Here is a 22,936-nt window from a genome sequence, read left to right as displayed (position 1 = left end):
TAAATTAACTGAAATTTAGCAATCTCTTTGGTCTTCGCCTAGCCCTAATTTTCAAAAAATCGTATCTTTTTTAAACAAAATGGTTACTCTTTATAGATGTTTGTTTAAAAAATTTACATTCGGCCGCTAGGCTGAATAACGTGTATCTTTGAGTAAACTTAAACCATTCGCCTGAGCCATAAATGCATCTTTCAGGACTGCCTGTTGCTCTACCTGTTTCAGCCCGAAATTACGTGCCCATACCACTGGGAAAAGCTCAGTAGTTTCCATCCAGCCAATCGCCGACATGCTATGCATCATCGCATCATTCTGGCCTTTACGACGATGCTCATAACGTTTTAAGGTCTGCACATGGGCCCACACTCCACGCGCTTTGTCATGTAGCAACACCTCACAAAGTACAGCAGCATCCAGACAGCCGATATTAACCCCTTGTCCAGCAAGCGGATGAATCACATGCGCAGCGTCACCAATTAATGCCAAGCCATCTTGTACATACTGCTGTGCAGCACGAGCTTTGAGTGGGAATTTAGCTCGCGGTGTCGCTTCCAGCACTTCGCCCAGCATATGATAGCTTTCACAGGTCAATAGTTGAGTGAAGTCAGCATCTGATAGCGCTGCATACTCATCGGCATAATCATCAGGTAATGTCCAGACTATGGATTGCCAGTGGCCTTGCTCTTCTTCTTTAAGACTCGCCATTGGCAGATAAGCCAAAGGACCAGTTTCCAGAAAAATCTGACGGGCGACATGCTGATGTGGCTGGGCTGTTCTAATTGCGCAGCTGATTCCGGCCTGTTTATAGTCCAGTACATCGATATCGATAAAGGCTTGCTCGCGCACAAAGGAGTTCGCGCCATCTGCGCCAATGACCAACTTGGTTTTGAGCTGGGTACCATCTGCCAGATGAATGATCCAAACATCTACTCCACGTTCAACCCGGTTAACTTTGACCTGTGTGCGGTAATCTTGCACCTCTTCAAGCATCTTTTGCTGGATGGCCAGATTCAGAATACTCGGTTCCACCATTGAGCCTAGCGCCTGCTCTACAGAAGGTGTTCTTTCTGAAGAATGACCAAAGTTAATTTCACCGTAGCCATTTTTATTCCAGACCTGCATTCCAGTATATGGCTGCTGGCGTGCAAGTTTGTCCCACACACCCACAGTTTTTAATAAATGAATAGTCGCCTGACTTAGCGCCAAAACCCGCGGATTGGCTACACTTAAAGTTTTGTCTGCATCCAGAATAGGCGCAGCATCCAGAACAGTCGCTTGCACACCACCTTGAGCAAGTAATAAAGCGGTCAAGCCACCTACTAGTCCACCACCAACAATGACAACATCTAATACATCAGAACTTGGATTCAGACTCATGCTTTTAACCCCATGGCATAGTTAGCGACTAGTGGCTTGATACCAGGAATGGTATCAAAAGCAATCAGTCCGGTATTACGGATCAGTTTCAAGAATGGATTCTGGTTACTAAATCCACGTACGACTGAATCACAGAACTTAATCACTCTTTGCTGGTCATTCAAACGGGATTTTTCATAATCCTGTAATACTGCTGCATCACCTAAGTCTGCACCTTGTGACTGCTGTTCTTTCAGGTAGCGCACCAATACATGCGCATCTCGCATACACAGGTTAAAACCCTGACCCGCTACTGGATGAATTGTATGTGCAGCATTACCCATCAAGACCACGCGGCCCACAGCCTGTTTTTCTGCTAATACTTGGGACAATGGAAAACTGAAGCGCTTACCTGTTTTCTGGAATTTACCGGCACGATCGCCATAGGTTTCTTGTAAGGCGTTCAGGAAATGCTGGTCATTTTCTTCACCCAGCCATTCTCCTTCCGTTCCTTTTTTCACAGGCCAGACCACAGAACGACGATATTCACCTGGAAGTGGTAATAAGGCTAAAGGTCCTAGGTGGCTAAAGCGTTCAAAGCCAACATGATTATGTGGTTTAGAAGTTTGAACGGTAGTGACAATAGCGACCTGATCATAATCATGTTCTGAAGCCCCAATGCCGAGCGCTTTACGACAGAAAGAATCACGCCCATCAGCAGCAATCACCAGTTTGGATTGGAGTTTCAATAAAGCATCACCACGTTGTGCTTCAAGATAAGCAAACTCAGCATCTTGAGTCAGAGAGCTGACCTGAACCCCATCAATCAGTTCAATGAGTGGTTCTTTTTTGACTTGAGTTAATAGCACACGACCTAGCCAGGCATTTTCAATCACTTGGCCAAAGCTTTCGACTTTTTCCTGTTCTGCAATTAAGCGCGCCTTACCAAAACTGCCCTGCTCAGTAATATTCACTTCAAGAATCGGCGTTGCATGTTCCTGCAAGGCATCCCAAAGCCCAAGTTCCTGATAAATCTGTACACTACGGCGTGACAAGGCACTATTACGTGCATCAAAGCTGGAATGATAGGGTGCAAGGTTTACATCATCATAATCTGGATATTTGATCGCTTCCAAAAGTTTGACTGCAATATTGGTTTTGGCCAACATCAGCGCGAGACTCAAGCCGACCATACCACCACCGACAATGATGACTTCTTGTTGCATGCTGTAATCCTTTCAATGGCGTACCTATATATAGATACTTATAATCATGATGAATTTTATATTAGCCTAAAAAATTTCTTTTTTATAATAAATTAGGTTGCGGTTTCGAAGCGAAGTCTGCTTGTGGTTAATTTATAGCTCACCTCAACGTCCTACTTAAATTTTTCAAAATACAGAAGTATCATCTGCCTGATAAAAAGCAGAAGAATTTTGGCACTGATTGTTAGGTTTAAAAGCTTGGCTTGGTATGAAATGATGAAGATGGGATCTGGATATAATTTTTTGAATTAACAATATTTATGTTTTTGAATTTATATAATATTTTTTATTTAACTTATTTAAAGTAAATACTCATTTTAAAAAATCATGCGATACGTAGCTTTAGCTTATATCGCATGATGATGTAAGGATTAACTTGCTTTCAATGTATAGGCATGGTCATTCAAACTTGCCAATATCTGTATAAATTGAGGAATGGTCTCGGCATTCAAGGTATAAGGATTGAATTCATCCAGATTATGTTCGGCAAAGAATCCAAGAATATCCTGATGGATATTGGCATATTTCATATGCCAGTCTGAGAAGAGACGGTCATTCACATCTTCAAAATACAGAACTTCACAATTTTTATGTCGAGGATCTTTCAAGATTTTTTTATAGAACAGATCTTCAATCTTGTTCCTATCTCCTTCCAGACATTGAACAAAGTAACCATTTCCATAATACAGAGCCCCAAAAATCGCATTACGTGAATTGAAATTCAACGCTTCTGTCAGAATATTGAATAGATCATTCATTGGATCTTCGCAATCATACAACTTACTAACATATAAAAGTCTTGCGTCGCTCATTGTCTACCTCAATATTTTAGATTATGTACATTACTCAATATTTTTCTGTTTAATATATATAACTGATTTTATAAAAATTTTCTATGATTAGATACAAAATAATTTATCGAATAGTAAAATAACTTGAAAAATAAAATAAATTTTTATATAAATTCAGCTACTTGCTTTTAACACGCATTTTCCAAATATTTCTATATTAAAAAGCTTCAAAATTTTGCTATTTGAGATCTGCCATCAAGTATCAGTTTTTTACTTTCTAAATGCTCATGTAATTTGAGCACCAGTTATCTTTGCCAGAACATCAGCAAGCCAGCAAAAATGTAAATCAGCGATTTGTTCTCAATCAATAGTGCAAGTGCTACGAATACGATAGCAAAGATGAAGGAACGGATTAAAGTCGCGATGTTTAATTTAGAAACGACAGTCTAAGTCGAGCTCAAGCAACTTATTAAGTATGTACTTTCTTACACCTCTCTTCTTATAATATTTTTAAAAGGTAATTGTTTTTAATTTCTAAATGATACAAAAACATGCTTATTTAATAATCAATCTTGTACTCTTTGACTTACAGCTATTCAAGTCCTTTACCCCTATTTTAGTTAAATGAATTTTCATATGATGATTACATCAGGAACAGGGAGTTCCACATAAGAATAACAATAGATAAGCACAAGGACAGTAAGGTACGACAGGAGTTATACCAAGCTAACCAATACGAAAAACCCCGGCAGGATGCCGGGGTTTTTTATTATTTAATGATTAAAAATTTGAAGATGATACTGAAGTTTCTAAACAGAAATCTTAGCAATCACTACTACCTATATCTTTCATCTACTTATAGAAAATTCCCAAATTTTGGTGTGAAGTTAATAATGTATACGTGATCTTTGAATTAATTCATCAATGGTTTCTGGAATTTCTTTTATTAAGCTGAGTACTTTTACTTTTTATTAAAATTTTGAAACATATTTTAAGCCGGTTAATAAATAATAATAATTAATAAAAAATTCATTTTTTACCAGTTTCTAAACTCTAGTGAATATTTGAGTTCCCATAAAATACGGCTACTTTTATATAAAACCAACCGTAATGATTTTAGATTAAATAATTAGTAATATTCACGGTCTTTCACTAGGTATATTTGTTAGACAAACATTGAGTATGGTAGTTTAAATTAAATACTTTAATAAAATAATAACTATGCTTTATTCAGTGCAATTTCTTAGGGGGATTGCTGCCTTAATGGTAGTTATAAGTCATACCTCCTTTAAAGGACAACAATACAGTGTTGATACGCTTCAGTGGTATCACATAGGTGGTTCTGGCGTTGATTTATTTTTCATAATATCTGGCTTTATTATGTGTTATACAACATATAATAAAAAAGTTAATTTTCTAAATTTCATGAGAAACCGATTCATCCGAATCATTCCTCTTTATTGGGTTCTCAGTTTTTTTGCTTTAATCGTATTTCTGATTTCTCCAAATCTTATAAATTCATCCGGTGGTGAAACAGGAATTTTCGAATCTTTCTTTTTAATTCCGAATGGCAGTAAATTTTTAATTAATAATGGATGGACTTTAAGCTACGAATTTTATTATTATTTTATATTTTCTTTTTTCCTAATCTTTTTATTAAAAGACTTATATAAATATCTTTTTATCATTCTATATTTTTCAGTTGTTGTGGCTATAGGTTTAATACTCCAACCAAAATCTGAATTTCTGATATTTTTAACCCATAATCTTTTGCTTGAATTCGCTTTAGGCGTTCTGGCATTTATCATTATAAAAAATACTAGTCTTTCCCGATTAATGTCTTTATTTATGATTCTTGTCGGTGCTTCCCTATTAGCCTATCAAAACTTTTATAAACTACCTGATTTCATCACCTTGAGATCATTAAAAATCGGGATCCCAATGTTTTTCATTTTTGTTGGATGCGTAGCTTTAGAAGACTTAATCACAGAAACTAAATCACTAATTTTAAGATTCTTTAATCATCTTGGAGATTCATCTTACTCTTTATATTTGATTCATCCTTTTACTTTAAGCCCAGTTGCTATGGTTTTAAATAAACTCAATATATTAAACCCTTACCTATTTAGCTCTATACTTATTACCTCTTCGATCTTGGCAGGCTCTATTACGTATCTAGTTTTAGAAAAAAGGTTAATTAAATTAGGCAAAGAACCATTTAACTTCTTTAGGTATTTTTATCCGGTCGATAGAAAAAACTTATAGATATTTTTTGATCTCTTTAGGCATTATCAAAAATTTAAATACTAAAAACGGAGCTTAAGCTCCGTTTCTGTTAAATGTCCTTTATATCTTTTAGATTAACTAATCTGTTATAGAAATCAGTTAATTAAAAAAATATCAATGACTTCAATTAATTTTTAGTCAGTTAACGTACTACTCGAGCTTGAGACTCATGATGTACATCGCGTCGACCCAATTTTGTACCAGTATAGATCAGATACAAGGCAGACAAACCAACCAATACATAGATAATTCGAGATAGTGCACTCATTTCACCAAAGATGGCAGCGACTAAATCAAAGTTAAATGCACCAACCAGACCCCAGTTGATGCCACCAATAATCGCTAAAGCATAAGCAATCCAGTCAAGCGTATTTAGTCTCATCATTTTTCTCCTGCTCTTCTTTGAGTTTATTTAAGGAACAGGTCAAGTATGAGAACGAAATCGGAATTAATATGTTGCTTTGATGCTAAAAACTCAATTGCTGTGTTGAATTCCTGTCATCTTATAATTCTCAATTTTAACAAAGTTAATTTTATTTGAATAAGTCGCGATTAACGTAAGTAAAAGTCTTGCATGTTTCTTGATAGTATCTTTGTTTTATGTAGCCATTGGATAACTTATTGCCTAAGAAATTAATCCATTTTTTCTTAAAATTTTATAAATATTCATTTTAATATCAATAAATTAAAAAATTACTATCATTCACGAATACATTTTTAACTTTCTACTATATAAAAAAGCCGGTGAGATCACCGGCTTTTTTATATCTTTCATTTAAGCAGCATGGGCTTTGGCCATTAAGGCTTCAATATCTTCCACGGTTTTCACAACTTTTGCAGTTAGCACTAGTGGGCCATTTTTGGTAGCAACCACATCATCTTCAATCCGGATTCCGATACCACGCCATTTAACATCTACAGTTTCATCATCTGGTGCAATATAAAGACCCGGCTCAACTGTCACGACCATACCTTCTTCATATGCACGCCATTCACCGTTGGTTTTATAAGTACCTACATCATGTACATCCATACCCAGCCAATGTCCAGTACCGTGCATATAGAACTGGCGGAAACTTTCCGTCTGGATAATTTCTTCAAGATCTCCCTGCATAATCCCCAGATCAAGTAAACCTTGAACCAGAATGCGAACCGCCACATTATGCGGCTCTTTATAAGAGTTCCCGATTTGAACTGCATTGATGGCAGCAATCTGTGCATCCAGTACGACATTATATAAAGCTTTTTGTTCCGGACTGAATTTACCATTCACCGGGAAAGTACGGGTAATGTCCGAAGCATAAAACTGATATTCACATGCAGCATCAATCAGAACCAGATCACCATCTTTCAGTTCTTTGTCATTCTCTACATAATGCAGAATACAGGCATTTTCACCGCCACCAACAATACTGTTGTACGATGGTACACAGCCATTTTTACCAAAAACATAATTTAATTCTGCTTCTAAAGCATATTCCATCATGCCTGGACGAACTTTCTGCATAGCCAGTGTATGCGCTTCTGCAGAAATATCTGATGCAAGCTGCATCAGTTCAATTTCATTTTCATCTTTATGCAGACGCATTTCATCAATGATACGATCCAGCTGCATGATCTGTGCCGGTGCAGAAGTACCACGGCGGCTTTCACCACTGGCTGTTACGATCCATTTGGCTACACGTGCATCAAATTCGGCATTGTGTCCAATCCGGTAGAAAAGCTTGTCTTTGTTCTGAAGCTTGGTGAGGATTTCCTCATCCAGTAGATCAATCGCATAAGCTTCGTCTGCTTCATAATCATCAACGGCGCCATCTACTCCGGCACGGTAGCCGTTCCAGATTTCCATTTCACGATCACGTTCACGGCAGAACAGACTATAGGTATAGCCTTCTTCTTCAGTATCGAAAGTTTCAATGACTGCAACTGCTTCAGGCTCAGCAAATCCGGTCAGGTAAAAGAAACTGCTGTCCGCGCGGTATTTATAATCTGCATCACGGTTACGCAGGGCAACCGGGCTGGTGGCAATAATCGCGATACTACGTAATCCCATTTCCCCTGCGAGGATGTCACGACGTTCCTGAAAATCGGCTTGAGTCAGTTTCTTCATTACACCTTACTTCTTATCAATTGCTACTGTTATTTAAAATTTGTTCCTGAAAACAGGTCAGATTAATTTACTATCATCATGAGAAGGATCAGCAAAAAATATGCCGGTTTTCAGAACCGTTTTTTAATTTGTGTTTAGAACCGCTTGAACTTAACTCGGACGTTTCGGCGAGAAAATTTCAACTACAGATTGCGCTTCAGTTGCAGAAGCTGGAGTAGGTGCTTTTTGCGTGAATTTCTGCAATAAAGGTGTTTCTTCAACTTCTAATTTCTTACGGCCGACGGACAGGCTTACCGGAATCAGACGAACAAACTCATACAGCTCCTGATAGCTTTCTTCGCCTTCGGCATCGTCATCAGAATCTTCAAACTCAACAGCTGCAACATCTTGTAAATGTTCAATCAGTTCCATTTCATCATTACGGATATGACCTGAAGCCAGACCGAAACCAAGCACTACGCCTGCACACCAGTCAGCCAGTGCCTGAACGCGTTCAGCCAAGCTATGCTCATCATCTGGTAGTAATGGCAGATAATCCAGCTCATCTTCAGACAGCGCATGAAATATGTCTTCTGCCTCACCCGTTAACAATTCTAATGCTTCAGGGTTCAGTTCAGGAACATCTAGCGTTTCTAGAATCTGTACCCATTCATCATTTGAAGGTGCCTGAGTGACACAGACAATTCCGGTAAGCAAACCATGCAGTTCGCTTGGGCTAGAAATTTCTTCAATTGAGGAAAAATTGCGGTACCATTCTGACCAACCTGAAATATCGTCTTGCATTCGTTTATCCAATCTCTATACTGCTTTATATATTACCTTTGTTTGCAACACTGTGCGACCTCGATATGTTAGAAGAATTACAGCGTCTACAAGTGCATATTGGCGTTTTAAAAACGCGACTTGCACAACTTGAAAGTGAGAATACCAGTTTACGGGAGAAGCAAGAGGCTTCAAGCGTGCAACATGAAACTCAAATTGAACAAAAAAATAGCTTTATTGCGCAAAAACAACAAGAAATCCAGAATCTCAATCAGCAACTGACAGAATCACGTAACCAGTTTCAGCATTTAAACCAGGATGCTACAGCACTGGCAGATCGTTATAGCCGTCTGGAAAAAAGTTGTACTGATCTAAAGAACCGTTTTCAGGAAATTCTGGCTGAACGCAATGAGTTACGCGTGCTGAAAGAAAAGTTATTGCTGGAACAGCGTCATGCCCAGCAGGAAATTCAGCGGCTGAATCAGGAATCTGAACGTCTTACCCAGAAAAATGAAAATGCCAAAGCTAAAGTTGAAGCCATTATTCAACGTCTGGCAATTTTGGGAACAGCCCAGGATCAAAATGCACAGGAAATTCAGCAATTGGCCCATCCTACTGAAGTGACTGAGGAAGCTTCATCATGAGTGAACAAATCGCAATCGACTTAAAGGTATTGGGTCATAGTTTCCGTCTGGCCTCCACTGCGGATCAGCAGGATGAACTACAACGTGCAGCGCAATTACTCAATGAAAAATACGATGAATTTCGCCGTAAAGCCCCTCGTATGGAACCAAGTAAACTGATCATTATGGTGGCACTGGAACTGATGCAGGAAGTATTGACGATGAATAAATCCCTGCAACAATATGCTCACTGCGAACGTTTGTTACAAACTATTTTGGAAGAAGTTGAAGAACTAACTGAATAATCGAGTTTTTTGTTTAAACTTCGGTCGTTCGACTAAACTGTTTACAGTTCACGAACAGCATAGAGTTGCCACATCAACATTATCGTTTATACTTAGTCTAACTCTGAGATGTTCGCCAGCGGGTCAGATTCCCCTGAGCCGATATTTAAATCTTAGGATTGAGTTCTGCATATTTAGAGTGTATGCCCATCCGGTATGGGAAACCCAGCAAGTATGCGTCTCGTCCACCTTGAACTTTAGGGTTCAAGGGTAATGACATGCAGCGGCATCCTCGGAGTGCTTCTATTTTTCTCAAAATATTTCATCATTTATCTTCTTTTCTAATTCTTAAATTTATTGCATTTTTCCTGGTTTAGCGTCCTATACCCGTACCTTTTTTCGTCTTTTAAAAAATTGACTAGTCTAAACATAGATCGATTAACTCATCATAAATGTTTCATTATTTTTAAAATTCAATTAAAAATTCATACAGATGCCTATAATACTCGTTATGTTGTTACCCTCTATTTAAGTTATGGCATTTTATTAAGCCAATGCCCTAAATTCCTGAAGACCATATTTATGACGACGATGAATCTTTCCGAACTTCGCAAACAGCTACGTAAACAGCGCCGTCAACTCTCTCGTTTTACCCAGAAACAGACTCAACAACGTATCCTGAATATGATTCGGACTTTGCCAGAATTTCATGCAAGCAAATCTGTGGGGGTTTATCTGGATGCTTTCGGTGAGGTTCGGACTCAGGCACTGATTGAATACTGCTTTAAGCACCATAAACGGGTTTATCTCCCCAATATTTGCAATATGAACCAGCAACTCACTTGGGTAGAAATCAGCCAGAATCAATATCGTTCCCAGCGTTTTGCTCATCATCGGTTGGGAATGCGTGAACCCATGGCTACACGTGGTCTGCATGTCTCAAAACTAGATCTTTTAGTTATGCCACTATTAGCCTGTGATCAATATGGCACCCGAATTGGTATGGGTGGTGGCTATTATGATCGTACGCTGGCAACAGCACCGCACCGTCCTTTTCGTCTGGGGTTAGCACATGACTTTCAGCTGATCCCACAGCCTTTAACCCGAGAAGTTTGGGACCAGCCTCTAGATGCCCTGCTTACGCCTACACTTTTACAACGTTTTAAGCGTTAAACAATGTATTTCCAAATACATAAGTACTTTAAAATCACATAATTAGTCATTTTTTATACAATTTAGTCGCTATAGCCCTTGTAATTTTTAAATTACCCATCACTATTAAAAACATGGCAACACCGTTGTCACTCATTAGGAGTGCCCATGTCTGAAATTATTATGAATCAAGAAACCTTAGAGCCTCAGGTTCCAAGTGTATTACCACTTTTGGCGCTACGTGATGTGGTGGTGTACCCACACATGCAAATTGCGCTATTTGTCGGTCGTGAAAAATCGATCAATGCAGTTGATGTGGCTCGTAACAGTGACAATCTAGTATTTGTAGTTGCGCAAAAAGATTCGCTTACAGAAGAAATTGATCACGACAACTTATATCAATACGGTACTGTCGCGAAGATTGTGCAAGTTGTGAATCACGAAAATGATGAAAACTGTATTAAAGTCCTGATTGAAGGACTGTATCGTGCCAAGCTCAAAACCATCATTGATGAAAATGAGTATTTGACTGCTGAGCATGAACTTAGCCCAATGACTGTGTCAGTCGATGAAACAACTCAAGCTACGCGCTTGCAGGAGCTGCGTGCCCTGTTCGCTCAGTATGCTGAAGCAAAACTTCGTAATGCTCGTGAGCTGATTGCAGCTGCGAATAAAATCGAAGACTTGTTGCAACTGTTATTCTTCGTAGCGACCCGTGTTCCTTTGAATATCGAAGTGAAACAGAAATTCCTGGAATATGACGAGTTCGATGCACATTTAACTGAGTTGATGACTTATCTACTGCAACAGTCTGAAGAACAGCAGATCGAACAGACTTTGCATGACTCTGTTAAACGCCAGATGGAAAAAAACCAGCGTGAATACTTCCTGAATGAAAAAATGAAAGTCATTCAGCGCGAGCTTTCCGATATGAATGGCGGTGCGGAAGATGACGTTGCGGAAATCGAAAAACGTCTGGCTGAAGCTGATCTGCCTGAGCATGTGCGTAAAAAAGCGGAATCTGAGTTCCGTAAACTCAAAGCAATGCAACCAGCCTCTAGCGAAGCTGCGGTAGTTCGCAACTATCTAGAAGTGATTCTAGATACGCCATGGAACAAAGCCAGCAAAGTTAGCATTAACTTGAATAAAGCTCAGGAAATCCTGGATGCCGATCACTATGGTCTGGACGATGTCAAAGACCGTATTGTGGAATATCTGGCGGTTCAGTCTCGCGTGAAAAAATTACGCGGTCCAATCCTGTGTCTGGTTGGTCCTCCAGGTGTAGGTAAAACTTCCTTGGGTGAATCGATTGCCAAAGCGACTGGCCGTGAGTTTGTCCGTATGGCCCTAGGTGGTGTACGTGACGAAGCAGAAATTCGTGGTCACCGTCGTACCTACATTGGTGCGATGCCAGGTAAGATCGTGCAGTCATTGACCAAAGTTGGCGTGAAAAACCCGCTGTTCTTGCTCGATGAGATTGACAAGATGGCTCAAGACTACCGCGGTGATCCAGCTTCTGCGATGCTTGAAGTACTTGATCCATCACAGAACAACAAGTTCAATGATCACTATCTTGATTTGGACCTTGACCTGTCAGAAGTGATGTTCATCTGTACTGCCAACAGCATGAATATTCCTGAAGCCCTCTTGGACCGTATGGAAGTGATTCGTCTGCCTGGCTATACCGAAGAAGAGAAAGTTAACATTGCTGACCGTTACCTTGTTCCTAAAGCAATCAAGAACAATGGTTTACGTGCTAAAGAGTTGACTGTGCATGAAGAAGCGATTCGTGACATCGTGCGTCGTTATACTCGTGAAGCCGGTGTTCGTAACCTTGAACGTGAAGTGTCTAAAATTGCACGTAAGGTAGTGAAAGAAGCAGTTAGCAAGAAAGCTAAGAATCTTCAGGTTGAAGTGAATGCGGGTAATCTTCCAGATTACTTAGGTCCACACAAATTTGACTACGGTATGGCGGAAGAAGAGGCTCAAATCGGCCGTGTAAATGGCTTGGCTTGGACTTCAGTGGGTGGTGAGTTACTGACTATTGAAGTTGCAGCAGTACCTGGTAAAGGTAAATTCATTACCACCGGTTCACTTGGTGATGTAATGAAAGAATCGATTACCGCTGCCATGACTGTCGTTCGTACCCGTGCGGCTGAGCTAGGTATCGAAGCGTCTCGCTTTGAAGAAACTGATGTGCACGTGCATTTACCAGAAGGTGCGACTCCGAAAGATGGTCCATCTGCAGGTTTGGCACTGACCACTGCTCTAGTTTCTGCATTCACCGGTATTGCGATTCGTCCAGATATTGCGATGACAGGTGAAACCAGCTTAAGTGGCCGTGCAATGCGTATCGGTGGCCTGAAAGAGAAACTGCTTGCTGCGCACCGTGGTGGCATTAAACTGGTGTTCATTCCACAGGAAAACGTTCGCGACCTTGCGGAAATTCCTGAAAATGTAAAAGAAGGCTTAGAAATCAAAGCTGTGAAATCGATTGATGAGATTTTACCTCTGGCTTTGATCGATATGCCGAAAGCACTGGTGAAACCACCAATTGTGAAAGCAAGTGAAGAAGCTAAAGCTGCACGTCATTAAGACCTAAAGGCTTTGAAAAACACCCTGCTCTGGCAGGGTGTTTTTGTATTTAGGCGAGGATAATTTTAAAGACGAATCACCATATCGACCAAGCCATTCACGACCTGAGCCATCTTGGTCAGATCCAGTTTATCTAAGGTATCCTGCTCGGCATTGTAGTAAGGATTACGATAATGCGCTGTGTCTGTAATCAGCATAGTTGAATAGTTAAACTTGGCATAATTCAGATAACCAGAAAAATTCATGTCCTGAGCGAATGCCGGACTGACAAAACGCTGACAGTCCAGACGCTTGAAACGTTGCATGGACGCACAGTAATCTCCTGTCAAACCGGCCGATGCCAAATGTCCAATCGCAGCAATAAAGTTTCCATGTCGGGGATAGATCCATTTCAATCCTGTCGGATAGGTCTGCACCAGATTTTCATCATAATAACCAATAGAATCCAGAATAATGACACCTTTCACTTTTTGTTTCTGGGCCTTTAATGCTTTGGCATGCAAATAACTTCCCATATGTTCAGTCTTGAAATAGGGTGGCTCCTCCAGTGTATAGAAAGCAAACTCGATATTATGTTTGAGTTTTGACTTTTGTAAGGCCAATAATCGAGCTGTTTCCAGTACCCCTGCTACACCGGAAGCATTGTTATCTGCTCCATACAGATCACTAAAGACATCATAATGCGCACCAATAACCAGTTTGGTTTTGGCTTTGGCATTCAGTTGACACACCACATTTCTATAGCTTAGGCTATTTACAATATAGTTTTGAAATTGGCAAGGAATGCCAAGCAGACGCATCTGTTCCTTGAGCCATGCTGAGACCCGGTTTAATTCACTGGTATTTTTAAAATTCCGGTATTCATCTACACTGATAATCTGTTTGATAAACAGTTCCAGATATTCTGGCTGTGCCTGTTTGGAGGAAAAATTTGCAGGCGCAGCAAAGCTCATGCCTGAACTGGTTAAACCGAGAATAATTAGTAGAAAAGTACAATATCTTTTAATAATGAAACTGGTCCGCATTTCTTATTATCCATTCCTTTATTATCAAGCGGATACTTGAATCATGTATATTAAAGCAACATTAAATTCATGATTTCAATTTCAATTTGTTTCCCTAGCTCAACTTCGTGTTGTTTGATCGTTATAATGAAGTATCTAATTATTGATCCAGTTCTATGAAAATCCGTATCTTAACCATTGGCCAGAAAATGCCGGCTTGGGTGCTGACAGGCTTTGAAGACTATTTCAAACGTATCCAGCCTTTTGTACAGACTCAGGTGATTGAATTGCCGATGGCGAAACGGGGCAAGAATGATTCTGAAGCCGATATTCTGAAATACCGGAATATTGAAGGTGACAGTATTTTAAATGCCTTAAAACAGAATGAAGTCCTGATTGCACTAGAAGTCGGTGGCCGTGAGTTTAGTACAGAAAAACTGGCTGAAACCATGAAAGGCTGGATGCTGGAAGGTCATGATATTGCCTTGGCGATTGGTGGGCCAGATGGCCATTCTGAAGCAGTCCGAAAAGCAGCAGCCTGGCATTGGTCTCTGTCTAAACTCACCTTGCCACATCCGCTAGTCCGTGTAATGCTGATTGAACAACTGTATCGTGCCATGAGCATCAATCATAATCATCCTTATCACCGTGCAGGCTGATCCGTTGATGCGTTCTGATTATGCAACGTTTTGTTGAACAATTCCCCCTGCCTTTGCTTCCCTTTTTATTGCATGATTAAAACATTGAATTAATGTGGTTTGACTTATGAACTTACAGACTTTGCCCGGCTTATTTATTTCCCATGGTTCTCCCATGCTCGCGCTCAATCCTGAGCAGGTTGGCCCGGCATTGCACCGTTTAAGCCTGAATCTGCCACGTCCAACTGCCATTATTGTTATGTCGGCACACTGGGAAAGTGAAGCTCTGGAAGTCAATACAGGTATTCGTCCTGAAACCTGGCATGACTTCCGTGGCTTTCCACCTGAGTTATATGAGTTACGCTACCCTGCTCCCGGCAATCCAGAGCTGGCTGAGCAAGTCTTGGGCTTATTGGCCAATGCCGGGTTCTCTGCACATGCCAACAGCACCCGTCCACGTGATCATGGCGTCTGGATGCCGCTCTTACATATGTATCCAGAAGCAGACATCCCGGTGGTTGAAATTTCTTTACCAATGTCGATGAGTGCAGAAGAGATTTACAAGATTGGCCAGACCTTGGCGCCACTTCGTGAGCAGCAGGTTTTTCTGATCGGGTCAGGGAGCATTACCCATAATTTGCGTGAATTGTCTTGGCAGGGAAATAGCGATGAAGTTCCGGAATGGGCATCGACCTTCCGCAACTATGTGGCCAATAAATTAACCCATAGCGATTTTGATGCCGTTCTGGACTGGCAGTCTATTCCTCAGTTAAAACGTAATCACCCAACGCTGGAACACTTTGCTCCACTGTTCTTTGCCATGGGCACTGGAAACCGTTTCAGTATCGTGCATAGCAGCTTTACGATGGGCGCTTTGGGAATGGATATTTACCGTTTTGACTAACCGATAGCTCCGCTTATTTAAAATCTGACTTTTTAATTTGGATACATTTTGTTAGCAAAAGCTACGTTTTGTATCCATATTTTTTGTTAATCTCTTGATTATAATCACGTTGAAACTTTAGCACATAGAATATAAACCAATGAAATTCAGTATTTTTGCGCTTGCCCTGCTCCCTTTGGCTTTAACTGCATGTCAATCTTCACATCTTCCTGCCACTTCAGAAGATCCGGCTATTTCTACTCTATCCACCACATTAAAAACGCCTACACAAATTTTGCCCGCTTATACCTGGGAACTTGATCGTGGGCTGCAACGCCCGATTGTTCTGAGCTTTGATCAGCAAGGCAGACTGAGTGTAGCTTCTGGCTGTAATGGCCTTGGCACGAGCTGGACTGTTAAAGATAATACCCTGAGTACTGGTGACATGATGGGTACCATGATGGCGTGTGATGCACCATTAATGGAACAGGAACGTTTTATCAGCCAGCTTCTGCAAAAGCGTGATATTCCGTTTAGTCTGAATCTAAGTGATGCCAATCAGCCAAAACTGAGTATTACTACAGCTGATGGTCAAAAATATGTCTTTACCGGAAAAATGACACCGGAAACCAAATACCAAGGTCAGGCAGAAACCATTTTCCTGGAAGTTTCGCCACAGACTAAAGCCTGTACGGGTGTAGCTCAGCAAACCTGCTTACAGGTGAAAGAAATCAAATATGATGAAAAAGGTTTAAAGACTCAAGTAGATAAAGACTGGACTTTATTTTACGATCAGATTGAAGGTTTTCAGCATACACCGAATGAGCGTCAGATTATTCGGGTCAAACGTTATGAAATCAAAAATCCGGCAGCTGACCAGTCTAAATATGCCTATATATTCGACATGGCTGTAGAGCGTGAAACAGTCAAAGGCACTCTTTAAAGATAAAATCTGAACATAAAAAAACCGAGGCATTCACCTCGGTTTTTTTTAAGCTTAAACTCAGTCAGACTTAGAATACGCCTTGAGAAAGCATTGCATCAGCAACTTTTACGAAGCCAGCGATGTTTGCGCCGTCTACATAGTTTACAGTACCGTCTTCTTTAGTACCGTATTTCACACAGTTGCGGTGAATTTCTTTCATGATCGCATGCAGACGTTCGTCAACTTCTTCGAAAGTCCAGCCTAAACGCAATGCGTTTTGAGACATTTCAAGACCAGAAGTTGCCACACCACCGGCGTTAGATGCTTTACCTGGAGCATAAAGGATTTTCGCTTCAACGAATTTCTCAACTGCTTCAAGTGTAGAAGGCATGTTCGCGCCTTCAGCAACACAAATTACGCCGTTTGCAAGAAGCGCTGCTGCATCATTCGCATCAAGTTCGTTTTGAGTCGCACATGGAAGCGCGATATCACATTTGATACCCCAAGGACGTTGACCTTCAAGGTATTCAAAACCGTGTTTAGATGCAAATTCAGAGATACGGCCACGTTTAATGTTTTTCAGTTCCATCACTTCAGCAAGAAGCTCTTCAGTGAAACCGTCTTTAACGTGAACAGTACCCGCAGAGTCAGATAGAGAAACAACTTTAGCACCCAGGAACATTGCTTTTTCAGCAGCATACTGGGCAACGTTACCAGAACCAGAGATTGTTACCACTTTATCTTTGAAGCTTTCGCCACGAGTTTTCAGCATCTCTTCAGCGAAATACACTGTACCGTAACCAGTTGCTTCTGGACGAGCCAGAGAACCACCGAAAGTCAGGCCTTTACCAGTGAATACACATGAAGTGTCATTGCTGAGTTTTTTCATCATACCAGCCATGTAACCAACTTCACGGCCACCCACACCGATATCACCCGCTGGGATATCTGTATTAGAACCAAGATGACGATAAAGCTCGATGATTAACGCTTGGCAGAAACGCATGATTTCGCCTTCTGATTTGCCTTTAGGGTCAAAATCAGAACCGCCTTTACCACCACCCATAGGCAATGTAGTCAGGGCATTTTTGAAAGTTTGCTCGAAACCGAGGAATTTCAAAATAGAAAGGTTCACTGACGGGTGGAAACGCATACCACCTTTGAATGGACCAATCGCTGAGTTGTACTGTACGCGGAACGCACGGTTAACCTGTGTTTGACCTTGGTCATCTACCCAAGCAACACGGAACTGGATCGCACGCTCAGGTTCAACTAGACGTTCTAGTAAACCATGTGCTGCGTATTGTGGATTCTTTTCAATGAATGGCCACAAACTGGTCATCACTTCTTCTACAGCTTGAAGAAATTCGGGTTGATGTGCATCACGTGATTTTACGTAATCTAGGAACTCATTAAGTGTGTTGTATTTCAACGCTTAATCCTCAGCAGAAAATGGATCAAAATTGGTCAAATTTACAATCAATGTTAAATTTTGGCGCAAAATATTAAATATCTTTTGTAACTAATCTACAATACTTTTTTTAAAAATAGTTTAAATTTAATTTGATAACAATTATTTATATTGATTATGAATATTTTTTCTGTGTGCTTAAATGCCAATTGAATCAATGCTTAATTGTTAATTTATGCCTGATAATAATGCACAAAGTGACCTTTAATCGTGCATAACTTAGTTCCTTAAAAACATGTTAAAATTGTTAAATTGACATATTTTGTTTCATTCACTCTAAGGCTCAGCCCGAGCAGCCTAGGTTATTCATGAATTCGCAGATCTCTCTAGTCCAGTCTATTGATGCTTTATTGCCCCAAACCCAGTGCGGTTTATGTGGTCATCGTGATGGCTGCTTGCCCTATGCTCAATCCATTGCTGAGGGCGAAGATGCCAATAAATGTGTACCGGGTGGACAGCCCGTCGCTGATGCTCTGGCAACATTGTTAAATCGTTCTAAACTGCCCGCTGAAGAAAGTGTCTGGCCCATTCAGACGAATGGTCGTCCTCAGCGCATGAAAGCCATCATTCGTGAAGATGAATGTATTGGTTGTACCAAATGCATCAGTGCCTGTCCGGTCGATGCGATTATTGGCTCAGGCAAATTGATGCATACTGTGCTCACTGACCTGTGTACCGGCTGTGAACTCTGCATTCCGCCTTGCCCGGTAGACTGTATTGATCTGGTCGAAGACCTTCAGCCTTTGCCAAACGAAACTCAGCGTATTGCTGAACAGGATGACTTGCGCAAACGTTACTACGCGCATATTCAACGCGAAGAAAAACGTCGCATCGACCGTAAGGGACCTGTCGTTCGTGCCGAGATTAATACTACCCTATTTGCCCAGTTCTCTGCTCAGGTCGATCAGGTTCCAGCCATTGAAATCGTGAAAAAACCAGCAGATGAAGTGGTTACACTTGATGCCAAAACCACGATTGAACTTGCAAAATTACGTACACAAATCAAAAAGTTAGAAAAACAGCTTTCGGTCCGTGAGGATGTACGCAAACGTCTGCAACTTGAAGAACTGACCCAGCAATTACAGGCTTTACAGGGATAAGATCATGACTACAGTAACAGCTAAGCCTGTAAAAAACATGACTAAAAAACAGATTCAGACTTTCTTTGAGCGCCTGCGCGAGCAGCGTCCGAATCCAAAAACTGAATTGAATTATTCCAGTCCATTTGAATTACTGGTTGCAGTGACCCTGTCTGCCCAAGCTACGGATGTGAGCGTGAATAAAGCCACCGATAAACTGTTTCCGGTCGCCAATACACCGGAAGCGATTTATGCACTCGGCGTGGATGGGCTGAAGGAATATATCAAAACGATTGGCCTGTATAATTCCAAAGCTGTGAACGTCATTAAAGCCTGTGAAATGTTAATCAAGAAGCATAACAGCGTAGTACCGGACAATCGTGCAGATCTGGAAGCTTTACCGGGTGTAGGACGCAAAACGGCGAATGTGGTACTAAATACCGCCTTTGGCCAGTCCACCATGGCTGTAGACACGCATATCTTTCGTGTTGGTAACCGTACTGGGTTGGCGGTGGGTAAAAACGTGCTTGAGGTCGAGCATCGTCTGGTCAAAGTGATTCCAAAAGAATTTATTATTGATTCACATCACTGGTTGATTTTACATGGTCGCTATTGCTGCATTGCACGTAAACCGAAGTGTCACGAGTGTGTAGTCGCCGATGTCTGTAACTGGCCAGACCGTTTTGAATTTGGCGCAGGTCGCGCAATTCCGGTGAAAAATATTGAAGCTGAACGCTAGGTTCAGCTTTTTAATTTAAGTACTCGAAAAGTTTTTATTTTTTATTTTGCTTAGCCTGTTCTTGCTTGCGCTTTTGCTCAAGCTCTGCCTGTAATTTAGGATGCAGCTGACGCTCAGGCACCTTACCCGCATTTTCAGCACGTTCTTCCTGGCGTACTTTTTTTAACATCTTAAAGCTCACATAGAACAGCGCAAACAGTACTGCCAGAAATACAATCATCAATCCCAATACAGCAAATTTCACAGCAGATCCTTTTGAACAATACAATAAAAAGAGCCCTAATATGACTTAGGGCTCTTTGAAAGTCAAAATGATCGGAAACCGATTATTTTGCTTGATCCAGAATCGCGAAAAGATCTTTTTGAACTTCTTCGATTGGACGTAGACCGTTTAACTTGTCATAAGTCGGTGCATTTTCGCCTGAAGCTGCACGGCCTTGATAGAAGCCAACCAGCTGTTCAGTTTCAGTGTGGTATGAACCTAAACGGCGACGAATAGTTTCTTCCTGGTCATCTGGACGTTGTACCAGATCTTCACCAGTTTCATCATCTTTACCTTCCACTTTTGGCGGGTTGTAAACGATGTGATAAACGCGACCAGACGCCGGGTGTTGACGACGACCAGATAGACGTTGAACGATTTCTTCATCCGGCACATCAATTTCAATTACATGATCAATTGCAATGCCTTCTTTTTCCAGCGCTTCAGCTTGAGGAATCGTACGTGGGAAACCATCAAAGATGCAGCCATTTGCACAGTCAGGTTGTGCAATACGCTCTTTGACCAGACCAATGATCAATTCATCAGAAACCAAACCGCCATTATCCATGACGCTTTTAGCTTGTAGACCTAATTCAGTTCCTTCACGAATTGCAGCACGGAGCATATCACCGGTTGAAATTTGTGGGATATTGTAGCGCTTACAGATCAACTGAGCTTGTGTACCTTTACCTGCTCCAGGTGGTCCGAGTAAGATAATGCGCATATATAAACATCCTCATTTTTTAACTATGTATAAGATACCCAGCTTCACACGACCAAAACGTGTGCTGCTCTTTGGCATCTAATTATAAGAAAGCCACAAACAAATGGATTAAACCCGCAACAAAACCGGTAACTCCCCCCAGGACAATCAAGATCCATTCATCTTCCTGAAAAGCAGGACGTAATAGATTCTGAAACTCGTTAGGCGTCAAATCACGTATGCGGTCTCTAAACATTTGGTAGATCTTCTGTGCACGGCTCGCATTAAACGCAGGGTCGCTTACAGGCACCATCGTAATTTCAATCGAGCGATCGATCAAGTCTGTCTTGAGTTTTGCATACTCTTTTGGTCCTAAAGACAACTGTAAAGAGGTCCGAACCAGCGGTGTTTCCATAATTTCGTTAATATGACGTTTGACAATACGGCGGGTTTTATCTTTTTTACCACCATACATCATTTCTGTCATGATCGATTTTAGCGTAATCAGATCTTCTGTGACCACACTTGCAAATACGTCAGAAACTTCCTCCTGACGTTTCATAAATGCGCCTTGTATGTTATAGGTGCCAATTCTTGGAATCACCGGCTTAATCCAAGGGAATCTGTGATCGGCTGTACGCTTAAAGAATTGCGGGTATTTAATATAATGCGGTTCTACCGGATTAAATACCATCCAGATCGCAATCCAGTTAGTCAGGAAGCCCCAGATAGCAGCCCAGAACGGTACGGTCCAGTGCCATGGCACCACAAACCAGACCACCATCTGGAACAGGCCAAAGAACATCCCGATCAGGGCACTGATATGCCAGATAAAGTTGATTTCTTTCTGTCCGACTTTCAGGAACATGCGCACCATTAAACGGCGATCACCTTCCATTTGACTGACCACCATGTCGCGCATATCCACTAGTGACTCGACGTTCATGGTCAGTTCAGTCACCAATTCTTTTAATACCTGTGGCAGCTGTTTATGGGCTTGGGCATAAATACGGCGCTTGATTGAATAAGGCAAGTTTTCCCATAACACCGCATTTCGGTCCATCATGACTTCATCAATCAGATGTTCCAGTTCAAAACCGACCTGTTCCCCGATAATACGTGCCATATCATCCGGATCCATTGCCTGCAAGAACTCTTGGATAGAACCCAATTTAGACAAGGTATTATCCGTGATAATTCCTGAGATTCTTCCAGCTTTACGCGGCACAATACCTTGCCAGCCAACAGGAACAGGCCCGACATGAAAACCCCAAAAATTAATTGGATAAAACACCATTTTTAGCGCCATCCACACGTGAGCCCATGTTACGAATGCGGTCACCGGGATAATGCTGAGCACTGCCCAAAAATCTGGGCGATTCAAGAAGGCTTGCCACAATTCATTGACGTACTCAAGCATGCATAAATTCCATATTTAATTTTTTGTTCACAGAATACAGGTATTAATAAAGTTGAATATTTTGTCTATAAACCGATACTTAAAGTATAGGAGAATTGTAGTCTGGGTTCAGTTTTGGCTACAACGCGACCATTACTGTCCTGTAATTTCTCCCCCGCCCCAATACCGATACTAAAACTGCTGATCCGTTCTGAACTAAGCAAAACATACGCCAGATCAATGCCCCCACCTAAACGGCTTTCGTATTTGCCATCAACCTGTTTGCTATCGATATGACCGGCATAAGCCCCTACATAATAACCATTTTTGTCCTTGCCGGTGAGGTGTGCGGGATAACGAAAGCCGACTTGTGCTCCAACTGTACGATCATCGTTGAGAAAAGCACCGCCTTTCACATAAGCAATCCCATAAGGATTCACCCATTCAGTGTTTAGATGGATAAGTTTCTGGGTAAAACCGACCCCAACATTAAATGCTTTAGGCTCACGATCCTCAGTTCTGTTTGTCGTATTATTCACTTGATCATGTGCATATACCCCATTTGCAAAGAATGCAAATGCCAACAAAGGGTAAACTTTGTTCATTCCTTCA

At 41.1% G+C, this 22,936-nt stretch carries 22 protein-coding genes and 1 other RNA gene; 11 read left to right on the top strand and 12 right to left on the bottom strand.

What is annotated here, in order from left to right; genetic code table 11:
- Positions 1-126 precede the first annotated feature (126 nt).
- From FTU00_RS04940 to FTU00_RS04930, 3 genes are all read right to left on the bottom strand, one after another.
- Positions 127-1,374, bottom strand: a complete 1,248-nt coding sequence (locus tag FTU00_RS04940; RefSeq protein ID WP_180179227.1) for an FAD-dependent monooxygenase — start codon at positions 1,372-1,374, stop codon at positions 127-129.
- Complete coding sequence (ubiH, locus tag FTU00_RS04935; protein WP_180069348.1) at positions 1,371-2,579, bottom strand: 2-octaprenyl-6-methoxyphenyl hydroxylase; 1,209 nt, start codon at positions 2,577-2,579, stop codon at positions 1,371-1,373. Before ubiH ends, FTU00_RS04940 begins: the two co-directional genes overlap by 4 nt.
- Positions 2,580-2,989: 410 nt before the next feature.
- Positions 2,990-3,430: a BLUF domain-containing protein gene (locus FTU00_RS04930; protein WP_004782875.1), complete on the bottom strand. Its 441-nt coding sequence runs from the start codon at positions 3,428-3,430 to the stop codon at positions 2,990-2,992.
- 1,200 nt (positions 3,431-4,630) lie between these two features.
- Between FTU00_RS04930 and FTU00_RS04925 the strand changes: the two genes are divergently transcribed.
- Positions 4,631-5,674, top strand: a complete 1,044-nt coding sequence (locus FTU00_RS04925; protein ID WP_257229783.1) for an acyltransferase — start codon at positions 4,631-4,633, stop codon at positions 5,672-5,674.
- 163 nt (positions 5,675-5,837) lie between these two features.
- On the opposite strand, the gene FTU00_RS04920 is transcribed toward FTU00_RS04925, so the two are convergent.
- The 3 genes from FTU00_RS04920 to FTU00_RS04910 form a co-directional block, all read right to left on the bottom strand.
- The gene (locus FTU00_RS04920; protein ID WP_034703714.1) at positions 5,838-6,077 is read right to left on the bottom strand and encodes a DUF378 domain-containing protein; all 240 of its coding nucleotides are present in this window, start codon (positions 6,075-6,077) and stop codon (positions 5,838-5,840) included.
- Between the two features lie 393 nt (positions 6,078-6,470).
- Positions 6,471-7,805 carry a Xaa-Pro aminopeptidase gene (gene pepP / locus FTU00_RS04915; protein ID WP_180179225.1) on the bottom strand — a complete coding sequence of 445 codons (1,335 nt, stop codon included), beginning with the start codon at positions 7,803-7,805 and terminating at the stop codon, positions 6,471-6,473.
- Between the two features lie 150 nt (positions 7,806-7,955).
- On the bottom strand, positions 7,956-8,588 hold the full coding sequence (locus FTU00_RS04910) for a UPF0149 family protein (protein ID WP_180002308.1): 633 nt from the start codon (positions 8,586-8,588) through the stop codon (positions 7,956-7,958).
- Positions 8,589-8,653: 65 nt separating this feature from the next.
- On the opposite strand from FTU00_RS04910, the gene FTU00_RS04905 reads away from it, so the two are divergent.
- The 5 genes from FTU00_RS04905 (at position 8,654) to lon (ending at position 13,221) form a co-directional block, all read left to right on the top strand.
- Positions 8,654-9,211 carry a hypothetical protein gene (locus FTU00_RS04905; protein WP_004782884.1) on the top strand — a complete coding sequence of 186 codons (558 nt, stop codon included), beginning with the start codon at positions 8,654-8,656 and terminating at the stop codon, positions 9,209-9,211.
- Positions 9,208-9,495, top strand: coding sequence for a cell division protein ZapA (locus tag FTU00_RS04900; protein WP_005234746.1), 288 nt, complete (start codon positions 9,208-9,210; stop codon positions 9,493-9,495). Before FTU00_RS04905 ends, FTU00_RS04900 begins: the two co-directional genes overlap by 4 nt.
- Before the next feature lie 97 nt (positions 9,496-9,592).
- Positions 9,593-9,777: non-coding RNA, 6S RNA (ssrS, locus tag FTU00_RS04895), on the top strand.
- A 288-nt stretch (positions 9,778-10,065) separates the two neighbouring features.
- Positions 10,066-10,647, top strand: coding sequence for a 5-formyltetrahydrofolate cyclo-ligase (locus FTU00_RS04890; protein WP_159123362.1), 582 nt, complete (start codon positions 10,066-10,068; stop codon positions 10,645-10,647).
- Positions 10,648-10,794: 147 nt separating this feature from the next.
- Positions 10,795-13,221, top strand: coding sequence for an endopeptidase La (lon, locus tag FTU00_RS04885; protein WP_034703702.1), 2,427 nt, complete (start codon positions 10,795-10,797; stop codon positions 13,219-13,221).
- Between the two features lie 65 nt (positions 13,222-13,286).
- Here lon and FTU00_RS04880 read toward each other — a convergent pair whose 3' ends face one another.
- On the bottom strand, positions 13,287-14,246 hold the full coding sequence (locus tag FTU00_RS04880; protein ID WP_180002306.1) for a M28 family peptidase: 960 nt from the start codon (positions 14,244-14,246) through the stop codon (positions 13,287-13,289).
- A 155-nt stretch (positions 14,247-14,401) separates the two neighbouring features.
- Here FTU00_RS04880 and rlmH point away from each other — a divergent pair, with 155 nt between their 5' ends.
- The 3 genes from rlmH to FTU00_RS04865 all read left to right on the top strand — a co-directional run bounded on the left by rlmH (position 14,402) and on the right by FTU00_RS04865 (position 16,689).
- Complete coding sequence (rlmH, locus tag FTU00_RS04875; RefSeq protein ID WP_180179224.1) at positions 14,402-14,884, top strand: 23S rRNA (pseudouridine(1915)-N(3))-methyltransferase RlmH; 483 nt, start codon at positions 14,402-14,404, stop codon at positions 14,882-14,884.
- Positions 14,885-14,990: 106 nt separating this feature from the next.
- Positions 14,991-15,767: a dioxygenase gene (locus FTU00_RS04870; RefSeq protein WP_004782897.1), complete on the top strand. Its 777-nt coding sequence runs from the start codon at positions 14,991-14,993 to the stop codon at positions 15,765-15,767.
- Positions 15,768-15,906: 139 nt separating this feature from the next.
- Entirely contained in the window at positions 15,907-16,689 is a 783-nt protein-coding gene (locus FTU00_RS04865) for an META and DUF4377 domain-containing protein (RefSeq protein WP_180179223.1), read from the top strand.
- Positions 16,690-16,759: 70 nt separating this feature from the next.
- Here FTU00_RS04865 and gdhA read toward each other — a convergent pair whose 3' ends face one another.
- Positions 16,760-18,103, bottom strand: coding sequence for an NADP-specific glutamate dehydrogenase (gdhA, locus tag FTU00_RS04860; protein ID WP_004782901.1), 1,344 nt, complete (start codon positions 18,101-18,103; stop codon positions 16,760-16,762).
- Between the two features lie 347 nt (positions 18,104-18,450).
- Between gdhA and FTU00_RS04855 the strand changes: the two genes are divergently transcribed.
- Together FTU00_RS04855 and nth are read left to right on the top strand one after the other, a co-directional pair.
- The gene (locus FTU00_RS04855; RefSeq protein WP_180179222.1) at positions 18,451-19,242 is read left to right on the top strand and encodes an RnfABCDGE type electron transport complex subunit B; all 792 of its coding nucleotides are present in this window, start codon (positions 18,451-18,453) and stop codon (positions 19,240-19,242) included.
- A gap of 4 nt (positions 19,243-19,246) precedes the next feature.
- Positions 19,247-19,960, top strand: coding sequence for an endonuclease III (nth, locus tag FTU00_RS04850; RefSeq protein WP_180179221.1), 714 nt, complete (start codon positions 19,247-19,249; stop codon positions 19,958-19,960).
- Positions 19,961-19,994: 34 nt separating this feature from the next.
- Here the strand turns inward: nth and FTU00_RS04845 are convergent, their stop codons facing one another.
- From FTU00_RS04845 to FTU00_RS04830, 4 genes are all read right to left on the bottom strand, one after another.
- Positions 19,995-20,204, bottom strand: coding sequence for a hypothetical protein (locus FTU00_RS04845; RefSeq protein ID WP_180179220.1), 210 nt, complete (start codon positions 20,202-20,204; stop codon positions 19,995-19,997).
- An 82-nt stretch (positions 20,205-20,286) separates the two neighbouring features.
- The gene (gene adk / locus FTU00_RS04840; protein ID WP_004782907.1) at positions 20,287-20,946 is read right to left on the bottom strand and encodes an adenylate kinase; all 660 of its coding nucleotides are present in this window, start codon (positions 20,944-20,946) and stop codon (positions 20,287-20,289) included.
- An 82-nt stretch (positions 20,947-21,028) separates the two neighbouring features.
- Entirely contained in the window at positions 21,029-22,345 is a 1,317-nt protein-coding gene (locus FTU00_RS04835) for a membrane protein (RefSeq protein WP_034170491.1), read from the bottom strand.
- A 65-nt stretch (positions 22,346-22,410) separates the two neighbouring features.
- Complete coding sequence (locus FTU00_RS04830) at positions 22,411-22,929, bottom strand: hypothetical protein (protein WP_034170492.1); 519 nt, start codon at positions 22,927-22,929, stop codon at positions 22,411-22,413.
- Between the last annotated feature and the right edge of the window lie 7 nt (positions 22,930-22,936).

Origin of the sequence: Acinetobacter sp. YH12041 (genome assembly GCF_013419975.1) — a bacterium.
GTDB lineage: Bacteria > Pseudomonadota > Gammaproteobacteria > Pseudomonadales > Moraxellaceae > Acinetobacter.
The sequence above is the reverse complement of the archived record's forward strand: the minus strand, read 5'-3'. Positions and strand labels throughout refer to the sequence as shown.

Excerpts from the sequence above, each read along its gene's own strand:
- FTU00_RS04910 (WP_180002308.1), bottom strand. The coding sequence starts at position 8,588 with ATGCAAGACGATATTTCAGGTTGGTCAGAATGGTACCGCAATTTTTCC.
- FTU00_RS04890 (WP_159123362.1), top strand. The coding sequence starts at position 10,066 with ATGAATCTTTCCGAACTTCGCAAACAGCTACGTAAACAGCGCCGTCAA.
- FTU00_RS04880 (WP_180002306.1), bottom strand. The coding sequence starts at position 14,246 with ATGCGGACCAGTTTCATTATTAAAAGATATTGTACTTTTCTACTAATT.
- rlmH (WP_180179224.1), top strand. The coding sequence starts at position 14,402 with ATGAAAATCCGTATCTTAACCATTGGCCAGAAAATGCCGGCTTGGGTG.
- FTU00_RS04830 (WP_034170492.1), bottom strand. The coding sequence starts at position 22,929 with ATGAACAAAGTTTACCCTTTGTTGGCATTTGCATTCTTTGCAAATGGG.
- FTU00_RS04835 (WP_034170491.1), bottom strand. The coding sequence starts at position 22,345 with ATGCTTGAGTACGTCAATGAATTGTGGCAAGCCTTCTTGAATCGCCCA.
- FTU00_RS04865 (WP_180179223.1), top strand. The coding sequence starts at position 15,907 with ATGAAATTCAGTATTTTTGCGCTTGCCCTGCTCCCTTTGGCTTTAACT.
- FTU00_RS04855 (WP_180179222.1), top strand. The coding sequence starts at position 18,451 with ATGAATTCGCAGATCTCTCTAGTCCAGTCTATTGATGCTTTATTGCCC.
- FTU00_RS04920 (WP_034703714.1), bottom strand. The coding sequence starts at position 6,077 with ATGAGACTAAATACGCTTGACTGGATTGCTTATGCTTTAGCGATTATT.
- adk (WP_004782907.1), bottom strand. The coding sequence starts at position 20,946 with ATGCGCATTATCTTACTCGGACCACCTGGAGCAGGTAAAGGTACACAA.
- FTU00_RS04925 (WP_257229783.1), top strand. The coding sequence starts at position 4,631 with ATGCTTTATTCAGTGCAATTTCTTAGGGGGATTGCTGCCTTAATGGTA.
- pepP (WP_180179225.1), bottom strand. The coding sequence starts at position 7,805 with ATGAAGAAACTGACTCAAGCCGATTTTCAGGAACGTCGTGACATCCTC.
- FTU00_RS04930 (WP_004782875.1), bottom strand. The coding sequence starts at position 3,430 with ATGAGCGACGCAAGACTTTTATATGTTAGTAAGTTGTATGATTGCGAA.
- lon (WP_034703702.1), top strand. The coding sequence starts at position 10,795 with ATGTCTGAAATTATTATGAATCAAGAAACCTTAGAGCCTCAGGTTCCA.
- FTU00_RS04900 (WP_005234746.1), top strand. The coding sequence starts at position 9,208 with ATGAGTGAACAAATCGCAATCGACTTAAAGGTATTGGGTCATAGTTTC.
- ubiH (WP_180069348.1), bottom strand. The coding sequence starts at position 2,579 with ATGCAACAAGAAGTCATCATTGTCGGTGGTGGTATGGTCGGCTTGAGT.
- FTU00_RS04870 (WP_004782897.1), top strand. The coding sequence starts at position 14,991 with ATGAACTTACAGACTTTGCCCGGCTTATTTATTTCCCATGGTTCTCCC.
- FTU00_RS04905 (WP_004782884.1), top strand. The coding sequence starts at position 8,654 with ATGTTAGAAGAATTACAGCGTCTACAAGTGCATATTGGCGTTTTAAAA.
- FTU00_RS04940 (WP_180179227.1), bottom strand. The coding sequence starts at position 1,374 with ATGAGTCTGAATCCAAGTTCTGATGTATTAGATGTTGTCATTGTTGGT.
- nth (WP_180179221.1), top strand. The coding sequence starts at position 19,247 with ATGACTACAGTAACAGCTAAGCCTGTAAAAAACATGACTAAAAAACAG.